The organism is Cellulosimicrobium sp. 22598 (assembly GCF_052044445.1).
GTDB classification, from domain to species: domain Bacteria; phylum Actinomycetota; class Actinomycetes; order Actinomycetales; family Cellulomonadaceae; genus Cellulosimicrobium; species Cellulosimicrobium cellulans_G.
In genome coordinates this window covers 535603-549633 of record NZ_JBQEMZ010000001.1, presented here as the reverse complement: position 1 = coordinate 549633, position 14031 = coordinate 535603, and the positions used below count along the sequence as shown (strand labels likewise).

At 75.8% G+C, this 14031-nt stretch carries 12 protein-coding genes; all 12 read left to right on the top strand.

What is annotated here, in order from left to right; all coding sequences use genetic code 11:
• The first annotated feature begins 851 nt into the window (after positions 1–851).
• Entirely contained in the window at positions 852–1577 is a 726-nt protein-coding gene (locus tag ACTJIY_RS02530) for a hypothetical protein (protein ID WP_440672928.1), read from the top strand.
• Positions 1574–2596 (top strand): HAD-IIA family hydrolase, encoded by a 1023-nt coding sequence (locus tag ACTJIY_RS02525; protein ID WP_253048963.1) that lies wholly within the window; start codon positions 1574–1576, stop codon positions 2594–2596. Before ACTJIY_RS02530 ends, ACTJIY_RS02525 begins: the two co-directional genes overlap by 4 nt.
• Positions 2597–2739: 143 nt before the next feature.
• Positions 2740–2967: a hypothetical protein gene (locus ACTJIY_RS02520; RefSeq protein WP_439159225.1), complete on the top strand. Its 228-nt coding sequence runs from the start codon at positions 2740–2742 to the stop codon at positions 2965–2967.
• Between the two features lie 2 nt (positions 2968–2969).
• Positions 2970–3947, top strand: a complete 978-nt coding sequence (locus ACTJIY_RS02515; RefSeq protein ID WP_440672929.1) for a TlyA family RNA methyltransferase — start codon at positions 2970–2972, stop codon at positions 3945–3947.
• Positions 3944–4927, top strand: a complete 984-nt coding sequence (locus ACTJIY_RS02510; protein WP_253048973.1) for an NAD kinase — start codon at positions 3944–3946, stop codon at positions 4925–4927. The genes ACTJIY_RS02515 and ACTJIY_RS02510 overlap by 4 nt, the downstream gene beginning before the upstream one ends.
• A gap of 2 nt (positions 4928–4929) precedes the next feature.
• The gene (gene recN / locus ACTJIY_RS02505) at positions 4930–6678 is read left to right on the top strand and encodes a DNA repair protein RecN (protein WP_353709429.1); all 1749 of its coding nucleotides are present in this window, start codon (positions 4930–4932) and stop codon (positions 6676–6678) included.
• A 6-nt stretch (positions 6679–6684) separates the two neighbouring features.
• Positions 6685–7872, top strand: coding sequence for a putative cytokinetic ring protein SteA (gene steA, locus ACTJIY_RS02500; RefSeq protein WP_253048979.1), 1188 nt, complete (start codon positions 6685–6687; stop codon positions 7870–7872).
• Positions 7873–7992: 120 nt separating this feature from the next.
• The gene (locus ACTJIY_RS02495; RefSeq protein WP_253048982.1) at positions 7993–9102 is read left to right on the top strand and encodes a copper transporter; all 1110 of its coding nucleotides are present in this window, start codon (positions 7993–7995) and stop codon (positions 9100–9102) included.
• 1 nt (position 9103) lies between these two features.
• Positions 9104–9943, top strand: a complete 840-nt coding sequence (locus ACTJIY_RS02490) for a hypothetical protein (protein ID WP_440672930.1) — start codon at positions 9104–9106, stop codon at positions 9941–9943.
• Entirely contained in the window at positions 9940–11589 is a 1650-nt protein-coding gene (murJ, locus tag ACTJIY_RS02485; RefSeq protein WP_253048988.1) for a murein biosynthesis integral membrane protein MurJ, read from the top strand. Before ACTJIY_RS02490 ends, murJ begins: the two co-directional genes overlap by 4 nt.
• 70 nt (positions 11590–11659) lie before the next feature.
• Complete coding sequence (locus ACTJIY_RS02480) at positions 11660–13345, top strand: CTP synthase (protein WP_439159229.1); 1686 nt, start codon at positions 11660–11662, stop codon at positions 13343–13345.
• Positions 13346–14014, top strand: coding sequence for an NUDIX domain-containing protein (locus tag ACTJIY_RS02475; RefSeq protein WP_440672931.1), 669 nt, complete (start codon positions 13346–13348; stop codon positions 14012–14014).
• Positions 14015–14031: the final 17 nt, after the last annotated feature.

The following is a 14031-nucleotide window of genomic DNA, read 5'->3' as shown; positions in this document are numbered from 1 at the left end:
CGATGGTACTGCCCTGGAGACGGGGTGGGAGAGTAGGACGCCGCCGGACAACCCTTCACCGAAGGCCCACCCCACACGGGGTGGGCCTTCGGCATTTCCAGACCGTCACGCCGGACCGCCCTCGTCGGGGCCGGCCCGTGCGGACGTCGCGCCGCAGTGCTCCCCGCGCCCTCCGTCACGTGTCACGGTGGGGCCGACGTGGGAAGATGGCCTGCGCAAACTCCAGAACGAGAGGTCACCCCGTGAACGACACCTCCCACGATCCCGAGTCGGACCGCCCGTCGTCGGGCGACGACCGTGGTGGTCGCCGCGACCGTGACGGGCGACAGGGTCACTCGCGCGACGCGCGCGGGGCGGGGCCCGGACGGTCCGGTGGCGACACGAGCTCCGGCGACCGCGACCGTCGCCGCGGTGGTGGCGACGACGGCCGGCGCGGCGCAGGCGAGTCGCGCGGACGTCAGGACGGCGGCTACCGGGGCAAGCCCGACGGCACGCGCGGCCGGGGGGAAAGGGGCCGCCCCGAGCGCGGGTACGGGGGCGCGGACCGCGACCGTCGCGCCGGCGACCGTCCGGGTCGCCGTGACGACCGGGCACCCGCTCGTGACGGGCGTGCCACGTCCGGGGCGCGCGGCGACGGGTACCAGGGTCCCGCGCGAGCCGGCGAGGGGAACCGCGGGCGGTACGACCGGGACGCGACCGACCGCCGTCGGGGCGGCACGGGCCCGCGTGACGACCGCCGGGGCGGCGACCGCCGCGGCCACGCACCCCGCGCAGGGGCGGGCCGGGACCGCGACGGCTTCGACCGTCGTCCCGAGCCGCGTCATCCCGCAGGGCCGGCGATCCCCGACGAGGTGCAGATCTCTCAGCTCGACCGCGCGGCTCGCGGGCGCCTGCGGACCCTGAGCAAGGAGACCGCCGAGGTCGTCGGACGTCACCTGGTCATGGCCGGACGTCTCATCGACTCCGACCCCGAGCTCGCCTACGAGCACGCGCAGGCCGCCGTGCGTCGAGCCGGCCGTGTCGACGTCGCTCGCGAGGCGGCGGGCCTGACGGCCTACGCGACCGGCCGGTACGCCGAGGCGCTCCGCGAGCTGCGCACGGTGCGACGCCTCAACGGGTCGTCGGAGCACCTGCCGATCATGGCCGACTGCGAGCGCGGGCTCGGGCGGCCGGAGCGCGCGCTCGCTCTCGCGGCGTCGGAGGAGGTCGCGACCCTGGACGACGTGGGGCGCACGGAGCTCGCGATCGTCGTGAGCGGCGCGCGCGTCGACCTCGGCGAGCTCGACGCGGCACTCGCGGCGCTCGAGCAGGTGCCCGCCGTCGGGACCCGCGGCGAGCTAGGCGCACGCGTCCTGCAGGCGCGCGCATCGGTGCTCGAGGTCGCGGGGCGGACCGAGGAGGCCGCGGAGATCCTTGCGGGCATCGACGCGAGCCTGCTCGCTGCGGCGCTGGGCGAGCAGGACGACGACGTCGTCGTCTACGACCTGACGGACGAGCTCGAGGAGTCCGAGCAGCTCGCGGACGAGGGTCCGGGGGCGACGGAGGATGCCGCGCCGTCCGACGGGGCGGACCGGTGAGCGCCGGGCTGCTCGGGAGCGACGTCGCGCTGGCCGACCGGTACGACCTCGCGCTCGTCGACCTCGACGGCGTCGCGTATCGCGGGCACGAGCCGATCGAGCACGCGTCCCAGGGCCTGACGACGGCGCGCGCCCGCGGCATGCGTCTCGTGTTCGTCACGAACAACGCGTCGCGCGAGCCCGGCTCGGTGGCCGAGCAGCTGACGGGCCTCGACATCCCCACCTCGGCGGACGAGGTCATGACCGCCGCGCAGGCGGCCGCCGCGCTGCTGCGGACCCGTCTCGAGCCGGGCGCGCGCGTCCTCGTGGTCGGTGGGGCGGGTCTCGTGACGGCGGTCCACGACGCCGGGTTCGTGCTCGTGGAGAGCGCGGACGACGAGCCCGACGCCGTGGCGCAGGGCTTCGCGCCGGAGCTCGGCTGGGCACAGCTCGCCGAGGCGGCGTACGCCGTCCAGCGGGGCGCGTGGCACGTCGCGAGCAACCTCGACCTGTCGTTGCCGACCGCGCGCGGGTTCGCGCCGGGCAATGGGTCGCTCGTCGGTGCGGTCCGCGCCGCGACGGGCGTGGAGCCCGACAGCGCGGGCAAGCCGTCGCCGACCATGTACCGGCTCGCGATCGAGCGTGCGGGCTCCGAGGCGCCGCTCGTCGTCGGGGACCGGCTCGACACGGACCTCGCGGGCGCCCGCGCGGGCGGCTATCCCGGTCTGCACGTCCTGACCGGGGTGAGCACGGCGCGGGACGCGATCCTGGCGGAGCCGCACCTGCGCCCGCACTACGTGGGCGCCGACCTGCGCAGCCTCCTCGAGCCGCACCCGGTGCCCGTGCGCACCGAGGCCGGCTGGTGGTCGTGCGGTGACAGCGCGGCGCGCGTCGACGACGGCGCGCTGCGCCTGGACGTGCGCGGCACCGCGACGGTCGACACCGTCCGGGCGGCCGCCGCCGCGGCGTGGGCCTCCGCCGACGCGGGGCTCCCCGTGGACCCGTCGACGGTCCCGGAGCTGCCCGTCGGGACGCACTGAGCCCGATGGTCGGGCGGCGCGACGCGCCGCCTGGCGCAGGCCGCCGGTCGTGCCCGTCCGTGGGACGCAACCGGTAGCGTGGTCCGGGATGCCCGGCGACGGCCGGGCGACGTTCGCGCAGCCCAGCAGACAGGAGGCAGGACATGACGGACGGTCCGCTGCGTCCGGTTCCCGGACCGCCTCCCGGCGGACGACCGGCGAGCCCGGCAGCCGGGCAGGACGGCGAGGCGCCGTCGCCGGTCGTCAGCCCGCTCGACGCCGCGCTCGGACGGCTCGACGAGCTGGACGGGCTCGCCACCGCGGACCACGTGGGGGTGCTGGAGGCCGTGCACGACGCGCTGGTCGCCGAGCTCGCCCGCACGGAGGACTGAGCGTGGCCGAGCGCACCGGTGCGCGCCTCGACGGCGAGCTCGTCCGGCGCGGGCTCGCGCGGTCGCGCCGGCAGGCCGCCGAGCTCGTGGCCGCGGGCCGGGTGACGCGCAGCGGGACGGTCGTGACCAAGCCGTCGGCCGCCGTCGGGCCGGACGACCTGCTCGCGGTGGCTCCCGACCCGGAGGACCCGGGCTACGCCTCGCGCGCCGCGTTCAAGCTCGCCGGGGTGCTCGACGCGCTGGACGCGCTGGACCCTGCGGGCGCGCCGCTGCGACCGCCCGCCGTCGACGGCGCGCGGTGCCTCGACCTCGGGGCGTCGACCGGGGGCTTCACCGACGTCCTGCTGCGCCGGGGCGCGCGCGAGGTCGTGGCCGTGGACGTCGGGCACGACCAGCTCGTGCCGGCCCTGCGCGCGGACCCGCGGGTGCAGGTGCACGAGGGGCTCAACGTCCGCGACCTGGTTCCCGAGCACGTCGGGGCGGTGCCCGACCTCGTCGTCGGCGACCTGTCGTTCATCTCGCTCGCGATGGTGCTGCCCGCCGTCGCGGGGGTGGTGGGCCCGGGCTCCGACCTGCTGCTGCTCGTCAAGCCGCAGTTCGAGGTCGGCCGGGAACGCCTGGGGAGCGGCGGCGTCGTGCGCGACCCCGCGCTCCACGTCGAGGTCGTCGCCGCGGTCGCGCGGCACGCGGCGGTCGTCGGGCTGCGCCCGCTCGCCGTCGTGCCGAGCCCGCTGCCCGGACCGAGCGGCAACCGCGAGTACTTCTGGTGGCTGCGGGCGGGCGATCCCGGCCGTGCCGACGGCACCGGGCTCGAGGACTCCGCGCTGGAGAACGCCGCCGCCGCGGCGGTGGCGTGGCGACCCGCGCCCGACGGAGGCCTGCCGCCCGTCGTCCTCGTCGCCCGGGCAGCCGCGGACGGACCGGCTCCGACGCGCGACGCCACGACGCCCGACCGACCCCTGACAGGAGGAGCACCGTGACGCGACGCGTGCTGATCGTGACCCACGGCGGCCGCCCCGAGGCGGTCGTGGCGCTGCACGAGGCGGTGACCGAGCTCGAGCGCGCCGGGTTCACCGTGACGCTGCACGACGACGACCTCGCGGAGAAGTTCGGCGACCACATGGCGCGCACGCGGGCGCGCGAGGGCGTCGCGGAGTCCGAGGTCGTCATGGTCCTCGGGGGCGACGGCACGATCCTGCGCGCCGCCGAGCTCACGCACGGGACCGGGGTGCCGCTGCTCGGCGTCAACCTCGGGCACGTGGGGTTCCTCGCCGAGAGCGAGCGCGAGGACCTGCGCGCCGCCGTGGGGCGGCTCGCGGCGTACGACTACACGGTCGAGGAGCGCACGATCGTCGAGGTGCGCGCCTTCCTCCCGGGCGAGCCGGAGCCGCTCGTGGGGTGGGCGCTGAACGAGGCGACGGTCGAGAAGGCGCAGCGCGAGCGCATGATCGAGGTCGTCCTCGGCGTCGACGGTCGGCCGCTGTCGTCGTTCGGGTGCGACGGCGTCGTGACGGCGACCGCGACCGGGTCGACGGCGCACGCGTTCTCCGCGGGCGGTCCGGTGATGTGGCCGGACGTCGACGCGGTGCTCGTCGTGCCGCTCGCGGCCCACGCGCTCTTCGCGCGGCCGCTCGTGGTCGGCCCGCGCTCGACGATCACGGTGGACGTGCTGCCGGACTCGGCGTCGTCGGGCGTGCTCACGTGCGACGGCCGTCGGCGCATCGACCTGCCCAACGGCTCGCGGGTCGAGGTGCGGCGCTCGGACACGCCCCTGCGCCTCGCGCGCCTCAGCACGGCCCCGTTCACGGACCGGCTGGTGTCCAAGTTCTCGCTCCCCGTGGTCGGGTGGCGCGAGCGCGCGGCGAGCGTTGCCGCGACGGCAGGGACGACGGCGGAGCGCGCGGCCGCGACCGCGGGCAGGGAACCGGGGGAGCCGGACGTCACGGACGAGGAGGAGTGAGCGTGCTCGAGGAGATCGCGATCGAGAACCTCGGCGTCATCCGGTCGGCCCGCGTCCCGGTCGGGGCGGGCCTGACCGTGATCACGGGCGAGACGGGCGCGGGCAAGACCATGGTGCTCACCGGGCTCGGCCTGCTCATGGGCGGCAAGGCGGACCCGGCGACGGTGCGCCCGGGCGCGGCGAGCGCCGTGGTCGAGGGGCGCGTGCGCGTCACCGACCGTCCGGCTGTCGCGCAGCGGGTCGACGACGCGGGCGGCCAGGTGGACGACGACGGCACGGTCGTCATCCTGCGCACGGTCGCGGCGGAGGGCCGGTCGCGCGCGCACCTCGGCGGGCGCAGCGTCCCGCAGGGCGTGCTCGCGGAGATCGCCGACGACCTCGTGACGGTCCACGGACAGTCCGACCAGCTCCGGCTGCGGACCGCGAGCCGGCAGCGCAGCGCGCTGGACGCGTTCGCCGGTCCACCGCACGCCGAGCTGCTGACCGCGTACCGCGACGCGTGGACCGAGCGGTCCGCGCTGCAGGCGGAGATCGACGACATCGAGGCGCGCGCGGGCGAGCGTGCCCGGGAGGCCGAGCTGCTGCGCCTCGGCCTCGCCGAGGTCGAGCGGGTGGCGCCGCAGCCGGGCGAGGACGTCGAGCTCACGGCTCTGGTCGCGCGGCTCGGCAACGTCGAGGAGCTGCGGGTCGCGGCCCAGCTCGCGCACGACGCCGTGGCCGGCGACGAGGCCGTGGAGCCGCAGGAGAACGCGGTCGTGTCGGTCGACCGAGCGCGGCGCGCGCTCGAGGCGGTGGCGGGCACGGACCCCGTGCTCGCCCGGCTCGCGGAGCGGCTCGCGGAGGTGGGCTACGTGCTCGCCGACGTCGCGACGGAGATCTCCGGCTACGTCGAGGACCTCGCCGCCGATCCCGCGGGTCTCGAGACCGCGCACGCGCGCCTCGCCGAGCTCGGCACGCTGACCCGCAGCTACGGCGAGACGGTCGACGACGTGCTCGCCTGGGCGAGCGACGCCGGGCTGCGGCTCCTGGACCTGGACGACGGCGGCGAGCGGCTCCATGCCGCGACCGCGCGCCGCGACGAGCTCGACGCGGAGCTGGAGCGCCTCGGGACCGCGATCACGGCCTCGCGCGAGCGCGCCGCGGCCGAGCTCGCGACGGCGGTGACCGACGAGCTGCGCGGGCTGGCGATGGGTGGCGCGAGCCTCGTCGTCGACGTCGAGCGCGCCGAGGAGCCCGGACCGTGGGGCGTCGACGTGGTGACGTTCTCGCTCGTCGCGCACGCCGGCGCGCCGGCCCGGCCGCTGGGCAAGGGCGCGTCGGGCGGCGAGCTCTCCCGCGTGATGCTCGCGATCGAGGTGGCGCTCGCGACGGCGGCGGTCGACGGCACCGGACAGGTGCTGCCGACGTTCGTCTTCGACGAGGTCGACGCCGGTGTCGGGGGCAAGGCGGCCGTCGAGGTCGGGCGCCGGCTCGCGTCCCTCGCGACCCGCGCGCAGGTGGTCGTCGTGACGCACCTCGCGCAGGTCGCGGCGTTCGCGGACGTCCAGCTCGTGGTGACGAAGTCCTCGGACTCGTCGTCGGGCACGGACGACGGGGACCCGGCCGCGGCCGTCACGGTCACCGGTGTGCGCGAGGTCACGGGGGACGAGCGCGTCCGCGAGCTCGCGCGGATGCTCTCCGGGCAGGAGGACTCGGACGCGGCCCGCCGCCACGCGGTGGAGCTTCTGGAGTCCTCGGTCGTGGGACGATAGGGCACGATGAGACTCACTCTGCGCAAAGCCTCCCTGCCGGAGGCCGGGTCCGGCACGCTCGGCCCGGCCAAGGTCGACGCGCGCACCAAGGCGCTCACGAAGCGGCTCCAGCCGGGCGACGTCGCGGTGATCGACCACGTGGACATCGACCGCGTCGCCGCCGACGCCCTCGTCGCGGCCAAGCCGTCCGCCGTCCTCAACGCCGCCAAGTCGGTCTCGGGGCGCTACCCGAACCTGGGGCCCGACGTCCTCGTCGAGGCGGGGATCGTGCTCGTCGACGACCTGGGCCCGGCGATCATGGCCGTCCCGGAGGGCCGTGAGCTGCGGCTCGACGGCGGCAAGGTCTACCTCGGCGACGACCTGGTGGCCGAGGGCGTCCTGCAGAGCGAGGAGACGGTCGCGCGCAGCCTCGAGGAGGCGCGCGCCAACCTCTCGGTCGAGATCGAGTCGTTCGCCGAGAACACGATGAACTACCTGCGGCGCGAGCGGGACCTGCTGCTCGACGGCGTCGGCGTCCCGGACATCCGCACCCCGATCGACGGGCGGCAGGTGCTCATCGTGGTGCGTGGCTACCACTACCGCGAGGACCTCGCGACGCTGCGCCCCTACATCACGGAGTACCGGCCCGTCCTCATCGGCGTGGACGGCGGCGCGGACGCGATCCTCGACGCCGGCTGGAAGCCGGACATGATCGTCGGCGACATGGACTCGGTCTCCGACCGCGCGCTGAGCAGCGGGGCCGAGGTCGTGGTCCACGCGTACCGCGACGGCAAGGCACCGGGGCTGGAGCGCGTCCAGGAGCTCGGCGTCGAGCCGGTCGTTTTCCCGGCGACGGGCACGAGCGAGGACATCGCGATGCTCCTCGCCGACGACAAGGGCGCCGAGGTCATCGTCGCCGTCGGGACGCACGCGACGCTGGTCGAGTTCCTCGACAAGGGCCGCGCGGGCATGGCGAGCACGTTCCTCACCCGGCTGCGCGTCGGTGGCAAGCTCGTCGACGCCAAGGGCGTCTCGCGCCTGTACCGGCACCGGATCTCCAACCTCCAGCTCTGGCTCCTGTCGATCGCGGGGCTCCTCGCCGTCGTCGCGGCGCTGTGGTCGACGGCAGCGGGCCAGACGTTCTTCGGGATCGTGGGCGCCCGGTTCGACGACCTCTGGTCGTGGGTCGGGTCGCTCTTCACGGGCGGCGGCTGACCCGACCGGGCCGCCGTCGTCGGCCCGCGCGCGTCGTTCCCGACCGCGCTCGACCCGCGCTCCCGCGCACCCTGACCTTGCCAGCACGCAGCAGCCCGAACCGAAGGACACCACCGCACAGTGATCGACTTCAGGTACCACATCGTCTCGTTGATCTCGGTCTTCCTGGCCCTGGCCGTCGGGATCATCCTCGGCGCCGGCCCGCTCCAGGGAGCCATCGGCGACCAGCTCACCGGGCAGGTGGAGCAGCTGCGCACCGAGCGCAACGAGCTGCGCGACCAGCTCGACGAGGCGAACGTGACGCTCGGCAACGACTCGCGGTACATCGAGGCGGCGGGTCCGCAGCTCGTCGCGGGGTCGCTCCAGGACCGTCGCGTCGCGGTCGTCGACCTGGACGGGGCGGACAAGGAGCGCGACGACGCGATCGCGGAGCAGCTCGAGCTGGCGGGCGCCTCCGTGGTCGGCCACGTCCGGCTGACGGACTCGTGGACGGACCAGGACGAGGAGAGCGCGCGCCAGACCGTGGCCGAGGGCCTCGGGGAGAAGCTGGGGGAGGTCCCGCAGGACGCCACCCCCGAGCAGCGGCTCGCCCGTGCCCTCGCGCTCGCGCTCACGGGGTCGACGCCCGCGAGCTCCGAGGAGCGCAGCCCGGAGGCCACCGAGCTCGAGGCGCTCCTCGAGCGCTTCGCGCTCGTGGACGTGGTGTCCGAGCAGACGCTCCCCGCGGACGTCGTCCTGCTGCTGAGCGGCCCGGCGCCCGAGCAGGCCGCCCCGACGGGGGAGGGCGAGGAGGCCCCCGCGCCGGACACGTACGTCGTCGACATCGAGGTCCAGGTGGCCGTCGCCGCCCAGGAGGTCGCCGAGGCGGCCCTCGTCGCCGGTCCGACGGCGGTGAGCGGCGACGTCGTCTCCAGCATCCGCGCGAACGACGACCTCGCCGCGACGCTGTCCACGGTGAGCGGCATCGAGGCCGAGCCCGGCCGGATCAACGTCCCGCTCGCCCTCGCCGCGCGCGTCGCCGACCAGGTCGGGCAGTTCGGGTTCGAGGAGAGCGCGACGGCGGTCCTCCCGCCCGCCGTCGAGCTCCCGCCGGTGACGCGCACGACGTCGTCCGACGCGGGCGCTCAGGACGCGGCGGCGGGCGACACCTCGGGCGGCACCTCCGGCGGCACGGAGGACGGCGGTTCCGCGGACGTCGAGCAGACCACCGCCGGCGCGGGGGAGGGCTGACGTGGCGCGCGCGCTGCGCACCCTCGCCGCGGCCGGGGTCGCCGCCGTCGTGACCGCGACGGCGCGCCGCGCGGCCGGTTCGCGCCCGCCGGGCGGCACGGAGCGCTGGACGCGGACCAACCACCGCGGCGAGCCGATCAGCCTGCTCGAGGGCCCGGCGGTCGCCGCCGGCCTCGTCGCCGGGACGCTCGCGACGGGCGGCGCCGCCCGCACGCGCGGCGCGGTCGCCCTCGCGACGGCGAGCGCGGGCGCGTTCGGCCTGGTCGACGATCTCGCGGAGGACACGTCCACCCGGACGAAGGGCCTGCGCGGCCACCTCGGCGCGCTCGCCGAGGGCCGCGTGACCACGGGCGCGCTGAAGGTCCTCGGGATCAGCGGCGTCTCGCTCGTCGCGGCGGCGGTCGGGACGCGGCGCACGGGCGGGGCGTTCGGCCACCTCGTGGACATCGGCGTGAACGGCGCGCTCATCGCCGGGACGGCCAACCTGCTCAACCTCCTGGACCTCCGCCCGGGCCGTGCGCTCAAGGCGGCGGGGGTGGCGTCGGTGCCGTACCTCGGCACCGCGGCGGCTCCGACGACGGGCGCCGTCCTCGGGGCGGCCGTCGCCGCGGCGCCGGGTGACCTGGGCGAGCGCGACATGCTCGGAGACTGCGGCGCGAACGCGCTCGGCGCGGCGCTCGGTTCGCAGGTCGCGTTCGCGGCGCCCCGCTCGGTGCGCTGGCTCGCGCTCGCCGGCGTGGTGGGCCTGACCCTGGCGAGCGAGAAGGTGAGCTTCTCGAAGGTCATCGAGGGCAACGACGTGCTGCGGCGCGTGGACGCGTGGGGCCGGCGCCCGGCGTGAGCGCGCGGGCGGGGCGGCTGCGCGCCGCCACGGGCACCCTGGCGGGCGCCGCCGCGATGATCACGCTCGTGACGATCGCGAGCCGCCTCGTCGGCTTCGCCCGGTCGCTCGTGCAGTCCGCGGCGGTCGGCACCGAGGGCGTCGGGTCGGCGTACACGGCGGCGAACCTCCTGCCGAACGTCCTCTTCGAGGTCGCGGCAGGTGGCGCGCTCGCAGGCGCGGTCGTGCCGCTCCTCGCCGGGCCCATCGCGCGCCGGGCGGGCACCGACGTCTCGCGCATCGCCTCGGCCCTGCTCGGGTGGACGCTCGTCGTGCTCGTCCCGCTCGGGGCGCTCCTCGCGCTCCTCGCGCAGCCGATCGCGTCCCTCCTCATGCTGGCGAAGCACCCCGAGCTCGTCGACGTGACGGCGACCTTCGTGCGCGTGTTCGCGCTCCAGGTCCCGCTGTACGGCCTGGCGGTCGTGCTCGGGAGCATCCTCCAGGCGCACAAGCGCTTCTTCTGGCAGGCGTTCTCGCCGCTGCTGTCGAGCCTCGCCGTCATCGTGGTCTTCCTCGTGTTCGCGCGGCTGGCGGACGGGGACCAGGCGGACGTCGCGGCGCTGTCGGGTGACGCCATCGCCTGGCTGGGCTGGGGAACGACGGCGGGCGTGGCGGTCCTCGCGCTGCCGCTCGTGCTGCCGGTGCACCGGCTGGGCGTCCGGCTGCGGCCCACCCTGCGGTTCCCGGGCGGCGAGGCCGTCCGGGCGCGCAACCTGGCGTTCGCGGGGATCGGGGCGCTCGTCGCGCAGCAGCTCTCCGTGCTGGCCATCATGGGTGCCGCCTACCGGTACGGGCCGGAGCAGACCTTCCCGACGTACTGGTTCGCCCAGCAGGTGTACCTGCTGCCCTACGCGGTGCTGGCGTTCCCGCTCGCGACGAGCGCGTTCCCACGGCTCGCCGAGCACGTCGCCCACGCGCGCCACGACGCCTACCGACGCCTCCTCGCGACGACGACGCGGACGCTGATCGTCGTCGCGGGCCTCGGCGCGGCGGCCCTGATCGCCGCCTCGGCGGCCGTCGAGGCGGTGTTCGCGCACATCGCGACGGGATCGGTCGCCGGACTCGGGGGGGCGGTCGCGGGCATGGCCGTCGGCATCGTCGGCTTCTCGCTCATCCTGCACCTCTCGCGTGCGCTGTACGCCATCGACCGTCAGCGCGTGGCGGTCGTCGTGACCGCCGCGGGGTGGCTCGTGGTCGCGGCGACCGCCTACGTCCTGCCCGCCGTGACCGGCGTCCGCGACCAGGCGGGGGTGCTGCTCCAGCTCGGGCTCGCGACCGCGGTCGGGATGTCGGTCGCGGGCGCCGGGCTGCTCCTCGCGACGCGCCGCCACGCGGGGCCCGAGGCGACGCACGGGGTTCCGCGGACCCTCCTGGTCGTCGCCGCGGGCGTGGCCCTCGGCGCGCTCGGCGGCTCGGCCGTCTCGGGCGCGCTGCTGCCCGACGACGCGGGCTGGCTGCCCGCCGTCGGCGTCGGCGCCCTCGCCGCGCTCGTGGCGGGCGCGGTCGTGGTCGGGGTGTCGCTCGTCGGCGACCGTCCCGCGCTGCTGGGCGTCCTGCGCCGAGGACCGGGCGAGGGCACGCCGACGACGGAGGCGTCCTCGGGGTGACCACGGACGTGGCGCGTCGCACTCGCCGGCCAGCGTGCCGTCGTCGGGGGCGCTGTTAGGATGGAGTTCCGTGGCAGATCACCTGAACCGGCCCTCCTCCCGCCTCAACGCCTCGGGCGCTCGCACCGAGCACCGCACCGCGCACGTCTTCGTCACCGGCGGCGTCGCCTCCTCGCTCGGCAAGGGCCTCACGGCATCCAGCCTCGGTCGTCTGCTCCGCTCGCGCGGCCTGCGCGTCACCATGCAGAAGCTCGATCCGTACCTCAACGTCGATCCCGGGACGATGAACCCGTTCCAGCACGGCGAGGTGTTCGTCACCGAGGACGGCGCCGAGACGGACCTCGACATCGGCCACTACGAGCGCTTCCTCGACGTCGACCTCGAGGCCTCCGCGAACGTCACGACCGGCCAGGTGTACTCCCAGGTCATCGCCCGCGAGCGGCGCGGCGAGTACCTCGGCGACACGGTCCAGGTCATCCCGCACATCACCGACGAGATCAAGGCGCGCATGCGCGCCCAGGCCGGTGAGGACGTCGACGTCATCATCACCGAGATCGGCGGCACCGTCGGCGACATCGAGTCGCAGCCGTTCCTCGAGGCCGCGCGCCAGGTGCGCCACGAGCTCGGCCGGGACGACGTCTTCTTCCTCCACGTGTCGCTCGTGCCGTACATCGGCCCGTCGGGCGAGCTTAAGACGAAGCCGACGCAGCACTCGGTCGCCGCGCTGCGCTCGATCGGCATCCAGCCCGACGCGATCGTGCTGCGCGCCGACCGGGTGGTCCCTGAGCCGGTCAAGCGCAAGATCGCGCTCATGTGCGACGTGGACAACGAGGCGGTCGTCAACGCGATCGACGCGCCGAGCATCTACGACATCCCGCGCGTGCTGCACGCGGAGGGCCTCGACGCCTACGTCGTGCGCCGCCTCGGCCTGCCGTTCCACGACGTCGACTGGGACGGCTGGAGCCAGCTCCTCGAGCGCGTGCACCAGCCCGCCCACCGCGTCGAGGTCGCGCTCGTCGGCAAGTACATCGACCTCCCGGACGCGTACCTCTCGGTCACCGAGGCGCTGCGCGCGGGCGGATTCGCGAACGACGCGAAGGTCACGATCCGCTGGGTCGCGTCCGACGAGTGCCAGACCCCGGCCGGCGCGGACGACGCGCTGCACGGCGTCGACGCCGTCCTCGTGCCGGGCGGCTTTGGCGTGCGGGGCATCGAGGGCAAGCTCGGCGCGCTGCGCTGGGCGCGCGAGAACAAGGTCCCGACGCTCGGCATCTGCCTCGGCCTGCAGTCGATGGTCATCGAGTACGCGCGCAACGTGCTCGGCATCGACGACGCGTCGTCGACCGAGTTCGACCCGGGCACGTCCCACCCCGTCATCGCGACGATGGAGGAGCAGCTCGCGATCGTCGGCGGCGACGGCGACCTGGGCGGCACGATGCGCCTCGGGTCGTACGAGGCCGCGCTCGCGCCGGGATCGGTGGTCGCCAAGACCTATGGGTCGGAGCGCGTCACGGAGCGCCACCGCCACCGCTACGAGGTGAACAACACCTACCGCAAGCAGCTCGAGGAGGCGGGCCTCGTCATCAGCGGGACGTCGCCCGACTCGTCGCTCGTCGAGTTCGTCGAGCTGCCCGCGGACGTGCACCCCTACTACGTGAGCACGCAGGCCCACCCGGAGTTCAAGTCGCGCCCGACGCGCTCCCACCCGCTGTTCGCCGGCCTCGTCGGCGCCGCGCTCGAGAACCAGGCCGACTGAGTGGCCGCCGAGCCGGGCCCGGTGCCGGCCGAGGCGGCGGGCGGCGCGCCCGTCGTCGACGCCCTCGCCCCGCGCCCCGTCGTCGAGACGACGGTCGTGCACGCGGGTCGCGTGTTCGACCTGCGGTCCGACGTGGTCGACCTGGGGGACGGGGGCCGCGTCACGCGCGAGTACCTCGACCACCCCGGGGCGGTCGCGATCGTCGCCCTCGACGAGCAGGAGCGCGTCCTGCTGCTGCGGCAGTACCGCCACCCCGTGCGGCGCGAGCTGTGGGAGGTGCCCGCGGGCCTGCTCGACGTCGTGGGGGAGGACGGGCGGCTCGCGGCGGCCCGCGAGCTCGCGGAGGAGTCCGACCTGCAGGCCGCGCGCTGGGACGTCCTCGTCGACTACTTCACGACGCCGGGCGGCTCGAACGAGGCGCTGCGCGTCTTCCTCGCGCGGGACCTGTCGCCCGTCCCCGACGACGAGCGGTTCGAGCGCGAGGCCGAGGAGCTCGACATGGAGCTGCGGTGGGTGCCGCTCGACGAGGCGCTGCGCGGCGTCCTCGCGGGCGAGCTGCACAACCCGTCCGCCGTCGTCGGGATCCTCGCCGCCGCCGCGTCGCGCGCGGGCGGCTGGGCGTCGCTGCGCCCGGCCGACGCGCCGTGGCCGGAGCGCCGCGGGGGCTGACGCGCCCGGCGGCGCCG

Coding starts and splice junctions, on each gene's coding strand:
- ACTJIY_RS02520 (WP_439159225.1), top strand. CDS start 2,740: ATGACGGACGGTCCGCTGCGTCCGGTTCCCGGACCGCCTCCCGGCGGA.
- steA (WP_253048979.1), top strand. CDS start 6,685: ATGAGACTCACTCTGCGCAAAGCCTCCCTGCCGGAGGCCGGGTCCGGC.